This is a genomic window from Salinimicrobium flavum, assembly GCF_042684505.1.
Classification (GTDB): Bacteria; Bacteroidota; Bacteroidia; order Flavobacteriales; family Flavobacteriaceae; genus Salinimicrobium; species Salinimicrobium flavum.
The window spans coordinates 118,271-138,880 of the sequence record NZ_JBHULT010000005.1 but is presented as its reverse complement, the minus strand read 5'-3'; the positions used below and the strand labels follow the sequence as shown (position 1 = coordinate 138,880).

Below are 20,610 nucleotides of genomic sequence, written 5' to 3'. Positions count from 1 at the left end.
TTCTGGAAATGAAAATTAAAACCGCAGAATTCGTTATAAGTAACTCTGAAGTCTCGAAATGTCCAGACTCCAGGCTACCCGAATATGCTTTTATTGGTCGCAGTAATGTAGGTAAGTCTTCTCTTATCAACATGCTTACAGACCGAAAGAACCTGGCGAAAACATCAGGCAGGCCGGGAAAGACCCAACTCATAAATCATTTTTTGATCAATGCCAGCTGGTATCTTGTAGATCTCCCCGGTTACGGATATGCAAGGGTTTCCAAAACCGCTAAAAAGACCTTTCAAAAGTTCATCACTGCCTACTTCGAAAAGCGCGAACAAATGCTTTGCGCATTCGTTCTAATAGACAGTCGGCATAGTCCACAGGCTATTGATCTGGAGTTTATGCAGTATCTAGGGGAACATGGAATCCCTTTCTGTATTATATTTACCAAAACAGATAAACTGAAGCCTAAAGCCCTCGAGAGAAACCTGAACAACTATCAGGCAAAAATGCTGGAGACCTGGACAGAAATGCCACAATATTTTGTCACCTCCTCCTCAAACGGTACAGGCAGGGATGAAGTCCTCGACTACATTGACAGCATCAACCAGCAGTTCAAGCCCGAATAACTCCCCCACCACTAAAAAGACCCGGGTTTACTTTTTCAGGTCCATCTTATCTGCAAAGAATTCGCAGAAATCTTTCATGGTATCCCTCATTTTTTCATCCTGGGTAGCCCTGTAAAATGAGTCGCTCATGGTAACCAGCGTCTGATGGAAGAACATTTTCATATCATCAAGCGGCATATCTTTCGTCCACAGGTCTATCTTCAGGGTTTCTTTTTGTTCAGCATCCCAGACCGAGAGCATCATAGCCTTGGCCTCCTGGTTTTCCACTCCTCCGTCTTCTGCACTCCAGTGCAATTCTTCGGGCACCCTGTTCTCGTCAAGGGATACATTGATGTTTATGTTTGATTTCTTAACTATAGCCATTATTTCTTTGGTTTATAATTTGATTTATTAAAAATGGTTTCTGCGTCTGCCTGCAACATTTCTTCCAGGCTACCGCCGTTGCGGTCCATATACTGCCTTACGATCTGCCAGCCGGTAAACTGCCCCAACCTTGCCGGTGCTTCATTGTCCAGCTCCAGGTAGAACTTTGAAAAAGGCGAAGGATAAAGGAACCTGGTTGCCAGTTCAGAATCGGTGGAGAACAGAAGTTCTTTTTCAACAAAATATCTCCATATTTGTTCCTCGTTTGCACTCGCCCATTCAATTTCCGTGGGAGTGTACCCTATTTTTTCTGCATCGGTTTTGAATGGAATAATCAGATCCTTCAGATAAAGAATCTTGCCATAATAGATCATATTAGCGAGGAACGTACGCGAAGCAGGCGACTTAACTTTAGTCTCTGCGAAAGCCGCTGCCACATCAGACACTATCAGGTCTTTCTGAAAATTTTTCCTTATGTAATCCTGTATACCCACATATAACGGATGTTCTGCCCCTAAATAGGTGTCTAGCGCTATCAATAACAGGTCGCCGGTCCAAACCACCTTGTTACGGTAATCAACGTCTGAGGTAAGGGTAACGACCTCTGGGATACGGGCTTCAGGGAAATAGTATTTTATATGCTGAAAAAGCTCATGCAGTTCCTTTTCGGTTTGATCCAGATCGGGAAACCGGGCAGCAACCGCTTCATTCAATTCCAGCTGAATGGTATCGGTCATTTTTTCCACCCACACTATATTGGGGTAGTTCATAGGAAAAAGGAAGGGGAAATCTTTTTTTAAATCGGGAAGGCTATCGGCCGTAGCAGAAGCGAACCGCTTATCAAAGCGGGTGATCTTTACTTCTACCGGAATTTTAGCTATCTCTTCAGCTCTTTTATCTTCTTCAGAACAAGATAAAAGGAGAAAAAAGATCCCCAAAAAAGTTAGTTTTTTCAGCATTAACAAGAATTAAGAAGGGTTTAACTCAGACTATGGATTTTAATTAAGACTAAAGTTTATTTTTGTTAACAAAGATATTGTTTCCAGCTTAAACAGCCCACTTATGCAAACTGAAAAAGTTATTGATCACATTGTTCAATGGTTAAAAGATTATGCATCAAAAGCAAACATGAACGGATTTGTGCTCGGTATAAGTGGAGGGATTGATTCTGCAGTAGTATCTGCTCTTTGTGCCAGGACAGGGCTTCGCACTCTTTGTGTAGAGATCCCTATCCACCAGGCACCCTCACAGGTGACCAGGGCCCAAAGTCATATTCTCGGCCTTAAGAAGCAATTTGCAAACGTAACCAATATACAGGTCAACCTTACACAGGTATTTGAGCAGTTCAAAAGTTCTGTTCCACATGTGGAGGAAAGCCCTGATCTTGAACTTTCCCTGGCAAATACAAGGGCAAGACTAAGGATGACCACACTTTACTATTTTGCAGGACTGCACAAATATCTCGTCGCAGGTACCGGAAACAAAGTGGAGGATTTCGGGGTAGGGTTTTTTACCAAATACGGTGACGGCGGGGTTGATCTCAGCCCAATTGCCGATCTAATGAAGAGTGAAGTGTATGAGATCGCAAGAAAACTCAACATTTCTGAAGAAATAGTGGGAGCAGCTCCAACAGATGGGCTCTTTGGCGACAGCCGAAGTGATGAGGACCAGATTGGAGCTTCTTACAATGAACTGGAGTGGGCCATGAAAAAGGCCGAAGAAGGAAAAAATGAAGAGGATTTTACCGGAAGGGAAAAAGAGGTTTTCAGGATCTTCAAAACCAGGAACAGGGCCAACAAGCACAAGATGGAACCTATTCCCGTTTGCGAGATCCCTGTTCATCTAAAATAAAGGTACTTTGTCGAAAAGATTATAATAAAATAAAATAAGGCTGTATCTTTCATTCTCCCCCTGTAGACTCTTATAAAAACTAACAATCAGAATTTTACAAGACCCTCACAAATGAAATTCTTTGTGCTAAAATTCAAACAATGACTAAGATTCTAATTGCTGATCATCACCCCATCACCCGCATGGGCATTTCTTCTCTTTTGGAAAGAGAAGGGGTTTACGAAGTTGTCGGAAAAGTGACAAACGGGAAAGATCTTTTTAAAACGCTGCGCAATAAAAATCCGGATGTTCTCATCCTTGAAATAGACCTGCCAGATATTAACGGCATAACCGCTTTGCGAACTATTAAGGCCGAAAATCCGGGTACCAAGATACTTATCCTTAGCTGCCATCCTGAAGAAATGTACGCTCTAAATGCTATAAAAGCAGGGGCTGCTGCATATCTTTCAAAAACAGCATCTACAGAGATCCTTAAGGAAGCTGTGCACCAGGTGGCTCGTGGTGGTATTTATCTCAACAAGGAAATAAGTGACAAGATCAATTCAGGGTCTTCCCGTTCCAATAATCTGGTTTCACGCTACAAAAAGTTATCCACCCGTGAAATCGAGGTTTTGAACCTGCTTTCAACCGGTAAAAGGAACAAGGATATTGCAGAGGCATTAGACATTAATGAGAAAACCGTGAGCACTTATAAAACCCGTCTTTTGAAGAAGCTGCGGGTAGATAACCTTGCTGACCTTATCAACCAGTCCAGATTACTGCAGTTAAGAACTACATAACGCGGTTGAGCTTGTTGGAAAGCACCTTTTTAAGGGAAATATAATCCATGATATCCTGAAGGATCCCCGGTGATTCTTCGGGAGGTGCATCCTTTACTTCCTGGTTGAGCTCATTTATTTTTCGGTTCACCAGGTATCTGCGCAGGGAAAGTATGGTTTCATTGACCAGCCTGCCTATGCCTTCTTTCTTCTCTTTTACAAAGATCTCCATGCGTTCCCAGTCGTGCAATACATACTGCTCCTCTTCCATGAGGATGTTGGTCACTTCCGAAGCATTTTCAACAGCCATTTCATTTACAAAATTGTCAATCGAGAAATTTTCATCTTCCTGGTACTTTCCTATTACCTGCTGGTAGATCTTCCTGAAATTCTCATTTGCGAAGGCCACTTCATCTTCCTGCAGATCGAGAAAGACTTTCTCATACACTTTTGATTTCTGCACCTCAGGCTCCAGAATCATTTCCCCTTTTTCATCGGTCTTAAGGACCAGGTCTTCAAATTCTTCCTCTACAGAACCGTAAAGCAACAACAAACTGATAATGGTCTTTTCAAGCACATACAGTTCATCCACCTTTTCGCGGGGAGCAGGATCATCCCGTACCACTTCAAATGACTTCGTCTTTTTTGGAACCTGCTTTCCGGTAGCTCCTGCCAATTGTGCAAGCGTGGAGAAGATCACATCTTCAGAAATATCCATAATACGGGAAGTTTCCTGCACATACACCTCCTGCTGAATATGATCTGGGATCTTTGAAATGCTGGTCACCATATCCCTGATAAGGGACGCTTTTTTCACCGGATCATTCTTGGCCTCCTCCATAAGGAGGGAAGCCTTGTAATTGATAAAATCCTTGGAATTGTTCTTAAGGTATAGCCTTATATCCTCTTCGGAATTCTTTTTCGCGAAACTGTCGGGGTCCTCTCCTTCCGGAAAAGCACAGACTTTCACGTTCATTCCCTGTTCCAGGATAAGATCTATTCCGCGAATGGAAGCTCGCTGTCCTGCCGCGTCACTGTCAAATAGAACAGTGATATTTTTGGTCAACCTGTTGATCAATCTAATTTGCTCGGGAGTCAGGGCCGTTCCAGATGAAGATACCACATTCTCTATCCCAGATTGGTTGAACTGGATGACATCTGTATAACCTTCAACCAGAAAACAGTTATCCTCTTTTGCAATGGCCTGTTTGGCATGATAGATCCCATAGAGCACTTTACTCTTGTGATAGATCTCACTCTCAGGGCTGTTCAGGTATTTTGCGGCCTTCTTATCGTTGGTTAAGATCCTTCCTCCAAAACCCAACACCCTGCCCGACATGGACTGGATGGGAAACATAACCCGCCCTTTAAAACGGTCGAACTGCTTCTCTTCCTTTACAATCGTTAAGCCGGTCTTTTCAAGGTATTCCAGCTTATACCCTTTCCCTAAAGCTTCCGAAGTAAAATTACTCCATTCGTCCAGACAGTAGCCTAATCCGAATTTTTTAATAGTCTCATCAGAGAATCCCCGTTCTTTAAAATAACTCAGGCCAATAGCCTTTCCCAGATCTGTTTTCAGGAGATTGTGCTGGAAATATTTGGCGGCAAATTCTGAGACCAGATACATGCTTTCCCTCTCATCTGCCTGTTCCTTTTGTTCCTGACTCTGCTCTGTCTCCTCCACCTCGATGTTGTATTTTTTAGCGAGGTATTTTATAGCTTCAGGATAGGTGAAATGTTCGTGCTCCATTAGGAAAGCAACTACATTCCCCCCTTTTCCACTGGAGAAATCCTTCCAGATCTGCTTGACGGGAGAAACCATAAAACTCGGGGTACGTTCTTCACTAAAGGGACTTAAGCCTTTATAATTACTGCCTGATTTCTTGAGGTTCACGAAATCACCCAACACCTCCTCTACCCGGGAGGCTTCAAAAACTCGGTCTATGGTATTTTTTGAGATCAAATGATTTGCTGCGGAAAATTTCTCAAATGTAAGTATAAAAATAGAAAAAGGGTCTTCATTAAAAGACCCTCTTTAGCCAATCCACCCTCTTAAAATTAATTTACATCAAAGCGCAAACCCAGCGACACATTTCGCAGTTCAGGGTTGGGGTCATCAAAGATGGGATTAAGATCATATTTGACATACAGAGCTGTGCCTCCCCAACCAAGATAACCGCTAAGCCCGTAAATAAATTCATTGGTGTTGTAGCCCGCTTTAAGTTTTTGCTTGACTTTTTCACCGTTTTCCTCAAATTTCAATTTTTGGCGTTGCCCAATATTGAATCCGGCGTAGCCTCCCAGCCCAATTCTAAGCTGGTTTCGGGTGGAGAACCACACGCTTCTCTCAGTTTCGATCTTTTTAGAAGGCCCCAATTCAAAGTGCACCGGGAAGACCAGATTATCCATTCTGAATTTAGATTTATCGAGATCCAGCTCATGCTCCTGCAGCTGAGTAAGATCACCGTTCTCTACGAAATACCGGTTATCTGTTGGTTTCAATCCGTTGAACTGAAAGGAGAATCCGTACCTAAGCCTTAACCAGTTCGACTGCTCGAAAACACGGGTTTTCCATGCCATTCCTAATTCGAAAAACCGGCTCCCTCCAATCTTGAAATCTGAATCATTAAGGGATTGATCTTCCAGCAAAGCATTATTGAAACCTACGGCGACCACGAGATGGGTAGTAGTACGGCTGTAATGGCTTTTATAGTGCCAATCATCCTCATCATCATCATCATCGTCACCCCATTCGTCGTTCTCCCGGTCCGGGTCTTTTTCTTTCCCGTCCCGCGATAAAAGTGCGATCTGGTTATCAATTATCGCTACGCGGTTCTCAATATTTAGCGCGTGTTTTTTAGCGGCTTCACTTTTTAGCTCTTCAGCCTTCTCCCAATCGATCTCCTTCTTCTCAAGGCGAAGATTGATCTTTTCCACCTCTTTTTTAAGGGCCTCTTTTTCCTCTGCAATGATCTTTTCCTTCTCTTTTTCCAGTTTTTCGATCTTCTCTGCAGGAGTCTCTTCCTGGGCCTGCAAAGATGGAATCCCCAAGCTAAAAATAAATAGCAGTAAATAAATGGTAGTTTTTTTCATGATAGATTGATGATTTTGATTTAATGATTTCTATTCGCTACGGCGGTTTTGGCTTTGGTGAAGCCTTCTTTTAGTACCTCAAAGACCTTATGTCTAAAGTTCTGCTCCAGCTCATATTCCACTTCATCCAGCAGCCGCTCTGCATTTACGGTTTTCACTGCATAAGCCTGCTCCCTCCTTAACTGGTCCCCTGCCTTTTGCAGCAGCGCCTCCACCTCAGCATCAGAAACTTCAGTTGTATTCAGGTTCCCGGCACGGGTTTCGTCAATCATCTGCGGCGCCACTTCCTCTTCTTCTTTCTGCGGAAGGGTTTGCGGGACAGGATCTGTTAGGGCCAGGGTTTTCGAAAAAGTGTTTTCCGCAGTGTTTTTCTCCGGAAGGGATTCAATTTTTTGAGTGACCGGGGTTTCCGGAACATTCAGATCTTCAGCAGCAATTATTATCTCTTCGGGAGTTTCTGTGATTTTAAATTTTTCTTTTGAAGGTTCTTCAATTACCACCGAAGGTCCTTCCGCAGCAGGGTTTTGAAAGAAAGTACCCAGGGTAAAGAAGATCACTGCGATGGCTGCGGCCCCTCCTATCCACCAGAAATGGAGAACCGGCTTTTTCTTTTTGTGCTCCAGGCGAACCTCAAGTTTCTCCCAGCTTTCGGCAGAAGGTTTAATTTCCCGCTTACCCAGTTGTCTTCGTACCTGCTCGTCAAAATTTTCCGGTATCATAAGCTGTGTTTTTTTCTAATTCCAATTTCTCCTTTAACATCTTCCTGGCCTTGAAAAGCTGAGATTTCGAAGTACCTTCTGATATCTTCAGCATTTTTGCTATTTCTGAATGTTTATATCCTTCTACTGCATACAGTAAAAAGACCATTTTATAACCTTCGGGAAGGTTGTCTATCATCTCCTGGATATGGGCAGCACTAAATTCTGAAGTTACAGGATCTGTTGAGCCGCCGTTTTCTTCAATATTTTCATCACAGAATTCCACTTTCTTTTGTGTTCGCAGGAAACTTATGGCCTCCCGTATCATGATCTTTCGCATCCAGCCTTCAAAGCTCCCTTCCCCTTTGAAATCCTGAAGATGGGTGAAGACTTTGAAAAATCCGGTAAGCATCACCTCTTCAGCGTATTGAAGATCTTTTACATATTGCCTGCAAATGCTGAGCATCTTTCCCGAATGCCGTTCATAAAGCCTCCGCTGTGCCTCCCGGTTGTTTTTGGCAGCACTTTTTATAAGCTGAGATTCATTCCTGAAAAGTTGAATTACTTTCACCCGTAAGATTTTTGAAGGCCTTCTATTTATATAGACGAAGATAAGTTACAAAAGGTTGCCTGACGGCTGGATTTTTTTTCCAGATAGTTGATGACCCCTAAAAGATCTGGGGATGGTATTTATCTGTTAATCAAAATTGGTTTTGAAAAAATTTTTCAATTCCTAATTTTCTCTTGTAGCATTACAGGTTTTGCTACGGTCCTGAATCCCAGGTGTTCGTGCGAAGAATCCAGGGAGGTCTGCATCCTGGCAGAGATCCTGAAGCTCGAACAATAGGAGTCATGGCATAAAAATGAACCTCCTTTAATGACCTTTTCGGGTACCTGCAGATTGTGCGGGTTAAAAGGCCTCTTCGGTCCCTGCGGATTAATTTGCAAACCCTGCGTTTTTGCTTCCTTATAATAATTCACATTATACCAGTCATTCGTGAATTCCCACACGTTACCGGCCATATCATACAAACCAAAATCATTTGGAGGAAAAGATTTTACCGGGGCGCCACCTTCATACCCATCGGTCAGAATGTTTTCAGTTGGGAACTCGCCGTTCCAGGTATTGGCCATTTCACTGAGTTTTGAAGCATCACTTCCCCAAAAGAAGATCTCCTCTTCCTTGCCGGCTCTTGCCGCATATTCCCATTCGGCCTCGGTAGGCAGACTGCGACCTGCCCACTCAGCATAGGCGGCGGCATCTTCGAAAGCTACGTGTACTACTGGAAAATCCTCTTTTCCTTCTATAGAACTTCCAGGGCCCTGCGGATGTTTCCAGTTCGCCCCTATCTTCCATTCCCACCACTGTGAGAAATCAAACAGATTTGTGACTTCCTGCCCGGGTTTTTTAAAGACAAGGGAACCGGGTTGGAGGAGGGAATCGGGTGGCTTGGGAGTTCCGGTAGGCACCTGTTTTTTTAGTTCTTCCCAGTTTATTTCCCGCTCGGCTACAGTCACGTAACCTGTAGCGTCTATAAATTTTTTGAACCGGGCGTTGGTGACTTCGGCTTCATCCATAAAAAAACCGTCAACCTTTACGGGGTGAGCCGGTTTCTCATGGTTCATGGCCATGGAGTCTCTTTCTACGGCGCCCTGCATAAACTTCCCGCCGGGGATCCATACCATGCCTTCGGGAGTTTTTATTCCTTCGGGTTTTTTTGTGATCTCTTCCGGTTGGGAGGAAGATCTTTGTTCTTCCTTACAGGAAAGAACCGGGAGAAAGGCTATTAAAAAAAGGCATTTTAAAAGGGTCTTCATAAAGTGATTTTTGACTGAATTTTTTGATTGTTGAAAACCACTGAATTCAGAAATCTAAAGACCTGCTGCAAATGATCAAAGGGCATTCCAGAGATCTCATGACCCGCATCCTCAAAACTGTAGAGCAAAAAGGAAGTCTCCAGCTCCTCCAGTTTTTGAACAATGCTTTTTGAGCCATCCAGGATCAGGTACCCCGGTTGCTCATTTTCGCAATAGTGATGGGAGGCGCTACCATAAGGCACAAGATTGTCGGCAGTTCCATGAAAGAAAATCCCGGGAACAACATTTTCCTGAGTCAGGTAACGCACATCCACCAAAGCCCCGGCAAGAGAGATGACCGCTGAAAATTTGATATCCCGGTACTTTTCAGAATCCTGAAACATAAGTTCAGGATTGTAAACGGCATTCAATACGGCTTCTGCTCCTGCACTACTGCCGCCCACGATAATCTTGTCTGGATCTATGCTGAATTTTTCTGAATTGTTTTTCATGAAGGCAACTGCATCCATGAAATCTTCGGCAGCAAACTTGAAAGTTTCGATCTTACCTTCGGCTTCAAAATCACAGCCAAAGGACTGATCTTTTCGGGTTAACCGGTAGGAGATCAACCCCACCGTATAGCCTTTTGCAGCAGCGATCCTGGCAAACTTCACCTCCTGCGGATTTTTGGGACTGCCACCCGAAAAACCTCCCCCATGCATAAAAAGGATCAGGGGAGTTTTTTCTTTTGATTTCTCGGGCTTGTACAGGTCCACGATCAGATCTTCCCCGGCTTTTGTGGCGTAAACTTCGGTTTGAACCTCCATTACCCCGTAAAGACTGTCCACCAGTTTTTCCTGCGCCAAAAAGTTTTGACAGCAAATGAGAAAAAGGAATATTAAAATGGTCTTTTTCATGCTGAAGGTTTAAAGTTTTGCGAGTTTGATGCCAGAAAGTAAGGATTTCCCCAAATTATTGGCAAAGTCAACTTCAAGGCCGCCATCGGTTCTAACGATGAAAGAAATTTCTGCAGCCCTTATTCGCCCGTAATCCCGCGCAAGGTTCAGATCTTTTCTAACGGTTTCGCCATTGATGCTGATATCAAAGCTCCTGATCCCCGCAGCCTTTTCTTCGGAAACTTCTGAAAGGTTATAAATATTCTCTTCGGAAGCTGAATATTCAGGTTCGGCGAATAAAAGGGTCACCCGGTATTTTCCTTTTTTGACATCAAATTTATAAGCCTCGATCCCTTCCCGCATGGTCTGGAACAACGGATCATTCTCCGTGCCCTGTATGTCTGAAGCCGTGCCCTGGAACTTGTCTTTGGACTTCTGGTAAATTTCCCCGCCTACAAAGCCGAAGCTACCTTCCCGGTATTCCCGGTCGCTGATCCACACTTCTTTGGTCACGGGGTCTTTGTACTGCACATGCGTCCCCACGTTGATCAACAGGTCATCTTTTTCCAGGTGGGAAAGCAAATTTTCCCGGTACTTTACTTCGAACTCGCGAGAATAGTTTTGTTTACCGGTTTTTGCGGTTAACCTGTGTATACCTTCCGGAAGCGGGATCTCAAAAAGGGCAATTCCTTCCTCTACTTTAGAAGTGTACTGCTGCCCGTTTGTCTCCAGTATAACTTCAGGAGCATTTGAGAAGACCGTAAATTGCAGCTTTTCTGATCCATTTTCGGGATACCTTTCCGTGAAATTCTTTCCGGCGAGATAAATTACCGGTTCCTCCAGAAGCCTGGCCTGGTAATAATAATAAATGTCCTTTTTGGTGCGGTCCATATTCAGCAGACCTTTCTGGTTGATATAGGGCATGGCGTCCTGCCGGAAGGACGAACCGAAATCGGCAAAATTCCAGGCGGCCATTCCCAGCACAAAATCCCGCTCCAGCACCTGGTTGATATAACTGCGGTGCAGTTTTAACTGATAGGCTTCAGAATAATCCCAGGGTTTGGGATCATTCGTTTGATTACGAACATCGGCGCCAGGACCGTATTCTGAAATGAATAGCGCCCGGTTTGGATATCTCTCGTGCTGTTCATCGAGAAATTTTCCGAAGTTTTCTAACCCCGGGCCATACCAGCCCATGTAAAGGTTCCAGCCTATAACGTCTGGGAGCTCTGCTATCTTAGAGGTATTATAAATTTCATTTTCATGCAGGGCCATTACGCTTAGTCTATGAGGATCCAGATCTTTGGTTAGCTTTTCCAACTTTTCGGCCAACTCTACCGAAGTTTGAATTTTTTCCTTTCTCTCCTCCTCGGTCATCTTGTCGTTAAACACCAGCCTTATAAAGATCTCGTTCATGTACCCCCACATCACTACCGATGGATGGTTGAAGAATTGCAGGATCTGCTCCCGCTGCATTTTTAGCGATACCTCATAGTAAGCTTCGGAATCGGTAACATCGTTGATAACCGGGATCTCGCTCCATACAAGAAGTCCCAGTTCATCACAGGTCCTGTATACCTCGGGGTCCTGCGGATAGTGAGCGGTCCGAATGAAATTAGCGCCCATTTCCCTTATCATCTCGTAATCCCGGCGGTGCAGTTTATCTGGCAGTGCGTTGCCAAGGTTCTCAAAATCCTGGTGCCGGTTGGCGCCAATTAATTTCAGCGGTTTTCCGTTGAGGAAAAATCCTTTTTCGGGATCGGCTTCAAACCAGCGGAATCCGAATTTGGAGTCTATAATGTCATTTTTCATTCCTTCAGCAGAAACCGAAGCTTCTGCGCGATACAATTCCGGGGAAGAAGGAGACCACAATTCCGGATCTTTCAAAGTGTGGGCAAAATCCACTTTTTTGGTTTCTCCGGCTTTTAAATGGACGTTCTTTTGAAGCGATTTCAGGAGTTTGCCATCCGGGTCAAAAATATCAATTTTGACCTCCGTCTTTTTATTTTCGGTACTGCTGTTGACAATTTTGGTTTCGATTTCCAGTTTTCCGGTTGCTTCAGAAACTTCCGGGGTTCTAATCAACAGGTTTCCTGCAGCTTCGTTAGCCAATTCAAAGTGTACTTTGGGCGTGGTGATCAACCAAAGGTCGCGATAGATTCCGCCGTAAAAATTAAAGTCGGCATCCAGTGGAGGAATGTCCGGGTTGTGACTGTTGTCCACCTCTATCCTGATCCTATTTTCGTCACCCGGTTTCAGCGCTTCAGAAATGTCGAAGACAAAGCCTGTATACCCGCCCCTGTGCTCGCCAACGCGTTGATCATTCACGAAAAGCGTTGTGATCTGGTTACTGCCTTCAAACTTCAAGAACACTCTGTTGTCTTTCCATTCTTCGGAGACAAAAAAGGTCTTTTTATACACTCCTTTTCCGCGGAAATATTCTTTACCGTCCCTGAAGGCGTCCCCGGCATTCCAGGTGTGGGGAATGTTCACCAGTTGTTCCGGATGAACTTCCGAAGTGAACTCCCAGGCAGAATTCAAACTCTGAATATTTCGCTGGCCGAAAGATGTAAGACTTGTAATTATGAAAAGGATAAATAATAATTCTCTCATGATCTGGCTTGTACTTCCCGGCTTTCTTACACAATTGCTTTGATCCCCACCATCTTATTCGGTCAGTTCGAAAGATCCGGTCATTTTATGGTCTGAACTTCCCCCAATAAAGAATTCAAATTCTCCCGGTTCGAAGACATACTCCAGTTGACTGTTATAGAATTTCAGATCATCGGCAGTAATGGTAAATGAAACCTCTCTGGATTCCCCTTTTTGAAGTCTGATCTTTTCAAAACCTTTCAATTCTTTTAAAGGGGGAGTAATGCTTCTTACCTTGTCACTAATATACAGTTGAACTACCTCATCTCCGTTGTAATTTCCGGTATTTTTAACTGTCGCGGTGAGAGTGATCTCTTCCCCGGCCTTAAGGGTTTGCTTGTTCGCCTTAACATTAGAATATTCAAACTCTGTATAGCTCAACCCATATCCAAATGGCAGCAACGGAGTATTTGGCGAATCCAGGTAGTTGGATTTGAATTTCTCAAACCGGTCAGCCGGCGCAGGTCTTCCTGTATTTCTCATACCGTAGTAGATGGGGATCTGTCCCACACTACGCGGCCAGGTAGCGGTAAGCTTTCCTGAGGGATTGTAATCCCCGAAGATCACATCGGCGATGGCGTTACCGGCTTCCACGCCCGGGTGCCATACCTGGAGTATAGTTACCGGTAGTTCCATTTCTTCGGAAATATCAAGCGGTCTACCACTCATAAGAACTAAAACTACCGGTTTTCCGGTAGCTGCAAGTTCCCTGATCAGCTTTTTCTGACTCTCGGGAATGGTAATGTCTGTGCGGCTGGCAGCTTCCCCACTCATCTCGGAAGCTTCTCCAACCACGGCTACCACCACATCTGAAGCGTTCGCTATTCTTAGAGCCTCCTGCAACATCTCCTCAGGAGATTCTTCAGAGATCTGGATGCGTGGACCAAAAACGTTCACTTTTTTGGCAAAAGTGCTGTCGTCGCTGATGTTCGCTCCTTTGGCATAGGTGATATCAGCTTTGGGCGCCACATTTTTAAAACCTTCAAGTACCGGGATAGAAAGTTGCTGGTCTCCTGTTGGAGCCCAGGTACCCAGCATGTTATTCTTGTCATTTGCAAGCGGGCCAATCAAGGCTATTTTCGCATTCTTATCAAGTGGCAGGGCATTGTTATGCTTCTTAAAAAGTACAAAAGAATGAGCTGCCGCCTTACGCGCAAAGTCCCTGTTTTCTTTGGTCAGAATATCCTTTTCAGGCCTGCTTTCATCAGAGTATAAGTAGGGATCATCCAGAAGTCCGATCTTATGTTTGGCTTCCAGGATCCTTCTGGCTGCTGTGGTGATCTCTTCTTCGGAAACCTTTCCTTCCTCAACAGATTTTTTCAGGGTGGTCAAGAAACCTTCTCCCACCATGTCCATATCAAGACCTGCCTTAAGGGCTAAAGCTGAAACATCCTGCAGATCACCCATTCCATGGGCGATCATTTCGTTTACTGAAGTATAATCGGAAACCACAAAGCCGTCAAAGCCCCAACGTTCCCGTAGGAGATCGGTAAGTAACCATTTATTTCCGGTAGCGGGTACTCCGTCAATATCATTAAAGGAGGTCATAACACTACCTACTCCGGCATCTACTGCGGCTTTGTAGGGAGGCAGGTATTCATTGAACATTTTGGTACGGCTCATATCCACCCGATTATAATCGCGGCCACCTTCGGGGGCACCGTATAACGCCATATGTTTTACCGTAGCCATCATTGTGTGAGGTTTGGAAAGATCATCCTGTTGGTATCCTTCAACCATAGCCTTTGCCACCGCCGATCCTAAAAAGGGATCTTCACCCGCAGTTTCGGCAAACCGGCCCCATCGCGGATCACGGGTGATATCTACCATAGGTGAAAAGTTCCAGTTGATCCCGTCGGCAGTAGCCTCTCTTGCAGCAATTTTTGCAGATTCTTTGATCAGTTCCATGTCCCAGCTGGAGGAAAGGCCAAGAGGAATGGGAAAAGTCGTTTTATAGCCGTGAATCACATCAGCTCCTATAAGCAATGGGATTCCAAGACGTGAATTCTTTACGGCCAGTTCCTGGGCCTGTCTTACCCGGGCAGGACTGGAAACACCAAATACCCCTCCAACATTTCCGGCCCTGATCTTGTTTTCTACGTCTTCACTTACTACAGATCCTGTAGCCACGCCTCCCCCCGGAGTGAGGAGGTTAAGCTGACCAATCTTTTCTTCAAGGGTCATTTTGGCCAGCAATTCTTCCACCTGCGGAATCTTTTCCTGTGCCTGGAGACTTGAAAATCCCATAAAAAACAGAACGGCGACTAACAGCTTATAATTTCTCATCTTTTGATAATTTAAAATTGATAATTAACTTCTTTTATTTTACTTCCAACACTTCAGTTCTTTCTGAAATACCATTTTCATTAAATGCTTCAATACTGAAGTAATATTTTGTATCACGATCCAGGTTACGCATAAAATGCTCGTTAACATCATAGATTAACCAGGATTGGTATAATTTGTCCGGTGCGATGCCCCAGCGGATGTTATAACCCTGGGCTCCCTTCACCGGTTGCCACTTAAATGATGCGTCTCTTCTGTCTTCCTGCCGGGTTACAGAGAATCCCTTGACTTTTGAGGGCTTTTCACCCAAGCCTTTCCCGAAAACCCTGATTTCCGATAACGCTAAATTATTTCCCGGCACTTTTATATTATTATAACGAACGAATTTTGCTTTTACTGGCTGGTTTAGGGGAATATAGGCATTCGGCGCATCTTCATAACTATTGCTTCTATCAACAAGGGTTTCCCATTTTTTTCCATCTTCTGAAACCTCCAGGGTGAATCGGTGTCTTAAGCCTTCAATACGGGTATAAATTTCTGATTCCTCATCATGAAAATTCAATTGAAAAGCATATATAATTCCGGTTGCAGGCATTTCGATCTCTACCCATTGTTTATCATCATTGGCTTCAGCAACCCAAAAGGATTTTGGACTTTCGTCGGTCAACACCTTCGAAATAATTTGACCTTTGCTGTTTTTTTCCAGGGGCATTTCAGTAATATCAAATTCCCCATCGGTAGAAGTACTTTTCCTGATCTGCATTTGGGAAGAGGAAACCGATGCTTTTCCTTTGTAAGAAAGCAACATCCAACCGGTATGTTGGCCCGCTTTAGTTGGGTGATTAGGTCCAAATAGAGGATAATCACCATAGCTGGTGTCTGTATACATTAACCCCTCCTCATCAAAATAAGTAGGGAACATCGCCAGCCGGCGTTCCCAGTGGGAATTGGAGGCCAAGGCCACTGTGGCAAAATGCCAGTACTGGCCGTTGGTTTGTTTCACTGTAATCCCGTGACCGGCACCAGTAGCAAAACCTCCCGGTTTAAAACTATAAGGATTATTCTTCATGTAATCAAATGGACCCAGTGGCGTTTCTCCTATGTAAGCCCCGTCGGCATAAACATTGAATTGCGTGCCGGGTGCCGCATACTGCAGATAATATTTGCCGTCGTGTTTGGTCATAGAGGCACCTTCCATGTATCCTTCTTTCAAAGTTGGGTGGAAATTATTTTCCCCAAACCTTTCCCAGCCATGTTCTTCTTCTACCAAATTAAAAAGTTCTTTCTCTACCCCGGTTTCCAGAAAACGATCGTCCTTATCCAGCATTTTTACACGAAGGGGATGTACGTTAGATGAACCCCAGTACAGGTAGGTTTTCCCGTCATCATCAATAAACAATTCCGAATCCTGGATATTAGTGGAAATAGAAGCGGTTGGGGTCCATTCACCCTTTTTCGGGTCATCTGTATATAGAATACTGCCGTAACCTGCCGGGTCGCCTGCAAAGTATACAAGGGAATCTTTATAATTGAAAGCAGTTGGCGCATTTGATCCCTCAAAATACCATTGTTTGGGTTTAATGAATTCCCAGTTGATAAGATCTTTGGAATGCCAGTAACCAAAAGAGCGGGTGACAAACATGTAATATTCGCCACGGAATTCAATTACAGCAGGGTCTGCCCCGGAACGGTAGGAAATATTATTGCTGGAATTATAAACCATATAGGTATAGTCAATATCCAGCGGATTAATATACGTTTCCGGAACCACTTCCTGTGAGTGAACGAAGAAGCTAAAAAGTAAAGCTGCTGATAAGAGTATATAATTAAAACCTTTCATTTCTTTTCGTCTTAAATTCAATCGAGTTCCCGGGGGAAAATCTGACCCAGGATATAAGCGTGATTTTAATTTCGTTTAACTTTCAATTCATTTCATTTTTGATTGGAGAATAACCACGGTAACAAATAAGGTTCAGAAAAAGCCGAATCCCAACTGTTATGATTGTCATTAGGATAAAGTGATAACTTAGCATTTCCACCGTGGGTATTGATCTCCCGTGCCATGGTTTTTGACCATTCGGGTGGTACCACGTCGTCTTTTTCTCCGTGAAAGATCCAGATAGGAAATTCCTTTGGATACTTTTCAACTATCGCAGGATCTGCACCACCACATATAGCAAAAGCCGCAGCAAAAAAGTCGGGCTTTCGATAAATAATTTCATAAGTCCCCATGCCTCCCATGGAAAGTCCGCCAATATAGATCCTGTTCTTATCGGTAAATTTTTCGGCGGCTAAATCATCAGATAGTTTCATTAAAAGCCGCATTGCTTTTGTCGGTTTACCGGTATTTTTAAAATTGAACTGTTGCGGAACGGTATCTCTGTTTACTTCCACCCGGGCCCAATAATCTTCGGCTTCCACCTGCGGAAATACAACTATTGCCGGGAATTTTTTCCTCAGTGTATCCTTCAGAAACAGACTGCTCCCATGGGTAAGTTGGGCTTCATTATCACGACCACGTTCCCCGGCTCCATGCAGCACAAAAACCAGAGGATACTTCTCGGCTTCAGAAAAATCTTCAGGATAAAGAATTCTATATCTTAAAGTATCTCCTTCTGAAACTAATTCCTTGCGTTTAAACAATTCATTATCCTGAGCTTCCGCAGAAAACTGAAGTGTCAAAAATGCCAAAATGAGGAGCAATTTATTTTTCATAGGTAAAATCCAGTTTTTCCAGGGCTTGTTTAATTTCGGGAGCCTGCATAAACAGATCCCAGATTAGGCCGGTTCGGTAATTTTCTATCATAACAACTTGTGGGCCCTGATCAATTGCTAAATATTGGTCTGCTACCCATGGTTCTTCCTCCAGACTATACGCGTCGTAAAATCCTGCCGGACCCCATAAAAGTTCATGTTGATCTTCATAAAAATAGCGAATTGCACGCATAGATTCTTCCGGGGTGTAAGGCAAAGAACTCACTGCTGCGGTGGGAGAAACCACTCCCCGATCCTCATCGGGGGAATGTGCTGCATAACCAATACTTCCGTCTTCCCGGCGGGTATAGCTGGCGGTCAGGCCCCAGGATTCCTCACTGTAGGTCTCATAATCTTTGGGATTCTCCTGGCAATACCTATAATTTATTAACGAATGATTTCTGTTCAGGTCCCAGTAATTGGCATAACGATCCTCCAGTCCTCTGGGATCGAGCCCCAGGTAAGAATAATGGGCCCAGAAAAGTGGCCCCCCTTTGTTCCCACGGGTATTATGTTTCAGGATGAGCGGCAGGTCATAAGCTTCAACATCTGTTGCAATATTTCCATTCCTTGCCCAGCCTTGGTGATAAACCGCAGGCTCAATGGCATAATCTGGTGAGGCGGCTGCCAGGAAATAGGTGATAAGGCATTCATTATAACCTTCGATCATAAAATCCATTTCCCATTGGTAATCTGGCGACCAGTGCCAGTAAAGTCCGTTTTTGTTATTGGTGTACCAGTTCCATTCAATACTTTTCCATAGCTCATCGTATTTTTGGGCCACAGCTTTTTCCCGGGCATTCCCGTTCTTAAGATATTCCCGGACTACCAGGAATCCTTGTGCCAAAAAGGAGGTTTCTACAAGGTCACCGCCGTTGTCTTTGTCACTAAAAGCCTGTGTTTCGCCGGTCTCCCCGTTTATCCAATGGGGCCACACCCCATGAAATCGGGTGGTATTTGCAAGAAAATCGGCAATGCCATACAACCGACTTACCGCGGAATCACGTGGGATAAAATTTCTTTCCATTCCTACGACCAGTGCCATAAGTCCAAATCCTGAACCACCGGTAGTAACTATATGTGCATCGTTCTTTGGATAGTTCCCGTCAGGATGATACCGTTCCCTGGCCATTCCGGAATTAGGTTCGGCATAATCCCAGAAGTATTTGAGGGTTTGTTTTTGGACGATATCGAGGAGCTCTTCTTCAGGAAGCTCGACATTTTTTTCAACATCTTTTTCCGACTCATTTTGAAAGTCAGATGCCTTGTCGTTACAAGAAAATATAAGAGCCATGAGCCCAATCGAGCAGAAAGTTCTGGTAATAGAATTCATTTTGAAGAATTAATTTGTAAAGAAAGATTAGGCTGCACATGTAGTGCAGCCTAATTGGTTTTGAAGCTGAGCTTACCAGCCCGGATTTTGTTCTAATAATCCGTCGCTTTGTGCAATTTGTTCTTGAGGTATGGGAAAAAGTTCGTGTTTACCTACTACAAAGGGAACTCCGAAAGCTTGCATAACTTCAGCCGCTCGACCTTGGCGACGAAGATCAAACATACGGTCTCCTTCCATGGCTAATTCCAATCGTCGTTCTTTCCAAATATCCAAAAGGGTAGGAGTTGTAAGAAGCTTTTCAAGACCAGCACGTTCTCTAACTAAATTTAATTTGGCTTGTGCCTCTTCAAGCATTCCAAGATGAAAAGCGGCTTCTGCATTTATCAATAAAACCTCTGCATATCTTAAAAGTTGGACGTTCTTGTCATTTGCCTGTAAATTTTGATCAACATAGGCTTTCTGGTTATATCTTAGGTTTGAAACTGTTTCGGGAACAAGTCTTCCATCATAAAGGGTTTCTCCTCTGAAAATTATGGTCGCATCTCTTCTTTTATCATCCGGCTCATAAGCATTGGCAAGATCTTCGGAGGGAGAATTAAATCCCCAGCCCCAGCCACCCTGACCGCGAGCACCCTGGCTAGTATGATAGTTATCTACACCCAATGAAGGAGTCTCGCCCCTACCCTGAATTTCAAATATTGACTCCACTCCATTTTCATGGCTTACTTTCCAAATATCTTCATAATTAGGTTCTAGGTCATATTCTTTTGAATCAATTACGGCTTGGCTTAAGTCATACGCCGGTTGCCAATCTTCCTGATACAGGTTGACCTTTGCAAGAAGGGCTTGTGCAGCACCTTGGGTTGCACGACCAAGATTAGCCGCACTATACTCACTCTTCAGTGGAAGAAACTCTATTGCATCTTGAAGATCGGCTTCTATAAAGGCATAAACTTCTTCTTTACTTGCCCTCTGGTAAGCACGATTGATATCTTCTTCGCTGTTTGGATCTGGTATGAAATCAATTATAGGAACTCCACCAAACATTTGCACCATTCTAAAATACATCAGACCACGTAGGAATTTAGCTTCTCCTATTAACCTGTTACGCAAATCTTCTTCGATATCCACATCGGGAAGTAGAATAATAGCCTGATTGGCACGACCTATTCCTTGATAATGGTTTTCCCATAAATTACTGAATGAAGCTTCAGTTTCTGTATAAGTATATTCGGCATGGTTTTTTTGGTAGGTTCCTGTATCACCGGGATCACTTCCTTTATCCGCATTATCTGAAGTAATCTCGGTCACTCCATACCACGGGAAGGAACTCAAATTAAAGCTTAAAAGCTTATTGTAAATAGAATTTACCAGTTCAGTAGCTGCATCAGGATCGGAGAGTGCAACCTCAGGAGTTTCTTGCGAAGGGTTTACATCAAGAAAATCCTTTTCGCATGAAACGAAAATTGATACCACAGCTATTAATACTATATTCTTAGTTATACTTTTCATAAT

The 20,610-nt window shown here is 43.8% G+C and carries 17 protein-coding genes; 3 read left to right on the top strand and 14 right to left on the bottom strand.

The features are described from left to right. Positions 1-8 precede the first annotated feature (8 nt). Entirely contained in the window at positions 9-614 is a 606-nt protein-coding gene (gene yihA / locus ACFSTG_RS01110; protein WP_380747618.1) for a ribosome biogenesis GTP-binding protein YihA/YsxC, read from the top strand. Positions 615-641: 27 nt separating this feature from the next. Here yihA and gldC read toward each other — a convergent pair whose 3' ends face one another. After that, positions 642-977 (bottom strand): gliding motility protein GldC, encoded by a 336-nt coding sequence (gene gldC / locus ACFSTG_RS01105; protein ID WP_380747616.1) that lies wholly within the window; start codon positions 975-977, stop codon positions 642-644. After that, the gene (gene gldB, locus ACFSTG_RS01100; RefSeq protein WP_380747614.1) at positions 977-1,936 is read right to left on the bottom strand and encodes a gliding motility lipoprotein GldB; all 960 of its coding nucleotides are present in this window, start codon (positions 1,934-1,936) and stop codon (positions 977-979) included. Before gldB ends, gldC begins: the two co-directional genes overlap by 1 nt. 103 nt (positions 1,937-2,039) lie before the next feature. Between gldB and nadE the strand changes: the two genes are divergently transcribed. Both nadE and ACFSTG_RS01090 read left to right on the top strand, forming a co-directional pair. Next, on the top strand, positions 2,040-2,828 hold the full coding sequence (gene nadE, locus ACFSTG_RS01095) for an NAD(+) synthase (RefSeq protein WP_380747612.1): 789 nt from the start codon (positions 2,040-2,042) through the stop codon (positions 2,826-2,828). A gap of 140 nt (positions 2,829-2,968) precedes the next feature. Further along, a complete protein-coding gene (locus ACFSTG_RS01090; RefSeq protein WP_380747610.1) occupies positions 2,969-3,607 on the top strand; it encodes a response regulator in 639 nt (212 codons plus the stop codon). On the opposite strand, the gene dnaG is transcribed toward ACFSTG_RS01090, so the two are convergent. The 12 genes from dnaG to ACFSTG_RS01030 all read right to left on the bottom strand — a co-directional run bounded on the left by dnaG (position 3,600) and on the right by ACFSTG_RS01030 (position 20,607). Beyond that, complete coding sequence (gene dnaG / locus ACFSTG_RS01085) at positions 3,600-5,549, bottom strand: DNA primase (protein WP_380747608.1); 1,950 nt, start codon at positions 5,547-5,549, stop codon at positions 3,600-3,602. The genes ACFSTG_RS01090 and dnaG overlap by 8 nt on opposite strands. Before the next feature lie 95 nt (positions 5,550-5,644). Next, positions 5,645-6,679: a hypothetical protein gene (locus ACFSTG_RS01080; RefSeq protein ID WP_380747606.1), complete on the bottom strand. Its 1,035-nt coding sequence runs from the start codon at positions 6,677-6,679 to the stop codon at positions 5,645-5,647. A 20-nt stretch (positions 6,680-6,699) separates the two neighbouring features. Next, positions 6,700-7,398 (bottom strand): hypothetical protein, encoded by a 699-nt coding sequence (locus ACFSTG_RS01075; RefSeq protein ID WP_380747604.1) that lies wholly within the window; start codon positions 7,396-7,398, stop codon positions 6,700-6,702. After that, entirely contained in the window at positions 7,379-7,948 is a 570-nt protein-coding gene (locus ACFSTG_RS01070; protein ID WP_380747602.1) for an RNA polymerase sigma factor, read from the bottom strand. Before ACFSTG_RS01070 ends, ACFSTG_RS01075 begins: the two co-directional genes overlap by 20 nt. A gap of 155 nt (positions 7,949-8,103) precedes the next feature. Next, positions 8,104-9,195, bottom strand: a complete 1,092-nt coding sequence (locus tag ACFSTG_RS01065; protein ID WP_380747600.1) for a formylglycine-generating enzyme family protein — start codon at positions 9,193-9,195, stop codon at positions 8,104-8,106. Further along, positions 9,192-10,091, bottom strand: coding sequence for an alpha/beta hydrolase (locus ACFSTG_RS01060; protein ID WP_380747598.1), 900 nt, complete (start codon positions 10,089-10,091; stop codon positions 9,192-9,194). Before ACFSTG_RS01060 ends, ACFSTG_RS01065 begins: the two co-directional genes overlap by 4 nt. Positions 10,092-10,100: 9 nt before the next feature. Next, positions 10,101-12,683: a glycoside hydrolase family 2 TIM barrel-domain containing protein gene (locus ACFSTG_RS01055; protein WP_380747596.1), complete on the bottom strand. Its 2,583-nt coding sequence runs from the start codon at positions 12,681-12,683 to the stop codon at positions 10,101-10,103. A gap of 54 nt (positions 12,684-12,737) precedes the next feature. Continuing rightward, positions 12,738-15,008 (bottom strand): beta-glucosidase BglX, encoded by a 2,271-nt coding sequence (bglX, locus tag ACFSTG_RS01050; protein WP_380747594.1) that lies wholly within the window; start codon positions 15,006-15,008, stop codon positions 12,738-12,740. 34 nt (positions 15,009-15,042) lie between these two features. Further along, complete coding sequence (locus tag ACFSTG_RS01045; protein WP_380747592.1) at positions 15,043-16,848, bottom strand: family 43 glycosylhydrolase; 1,806 nt, start codon at positions 16,846-16,848, stop codon at positions 15,043-15,045. Positions 16,849-16,940: 92 nt separating this feature from the next. After that, positions 16,941-17,723 carry a carboxylesterase family protein gene (locus tag ACFSTG_RS01040; protein ID WP_380747590.1) on the bottom strand — a complete coding sequence of 261 codons (783 nt, stop codon included), beginning with the start codon at positions 17,721-17,723 and terminating at the stop codon, positions 16,941-16,943. After that, on the bottom strand, positions 17,713-19,095 hold the full coding sequence (locus ACFSTG_RS01035) for a glucoamylase family protein (protein WP_380747588.1): 1,383 nt from the start codon (positions 19,093-19,095) through the stop codon (positions 17,713-17,715). Before ACFSTG_RS01035 ends, ACFSTG_RS01040 begins: the two co-directional genes overlap by 11 nt. A gap of 72 nt (positions 19,096-19,167) precedes the next feature. Then, positions 19,168-20,607 carry a RagB/SusD family nutrient uptake outer membrane protein gene (locus ACFSTG_RS01030; protein ID WP_380747586.1) on the bottom strand — a complete coding sequence of 480 codons (1,440 nt, stop codon included), beginning with the start codon at positions 20,605-20,607 and terminating at the stop codon, positions 19,168-19,170. Between the last annotated feature and the right edge of the window lie 3 nt (positions 20,608-20,610).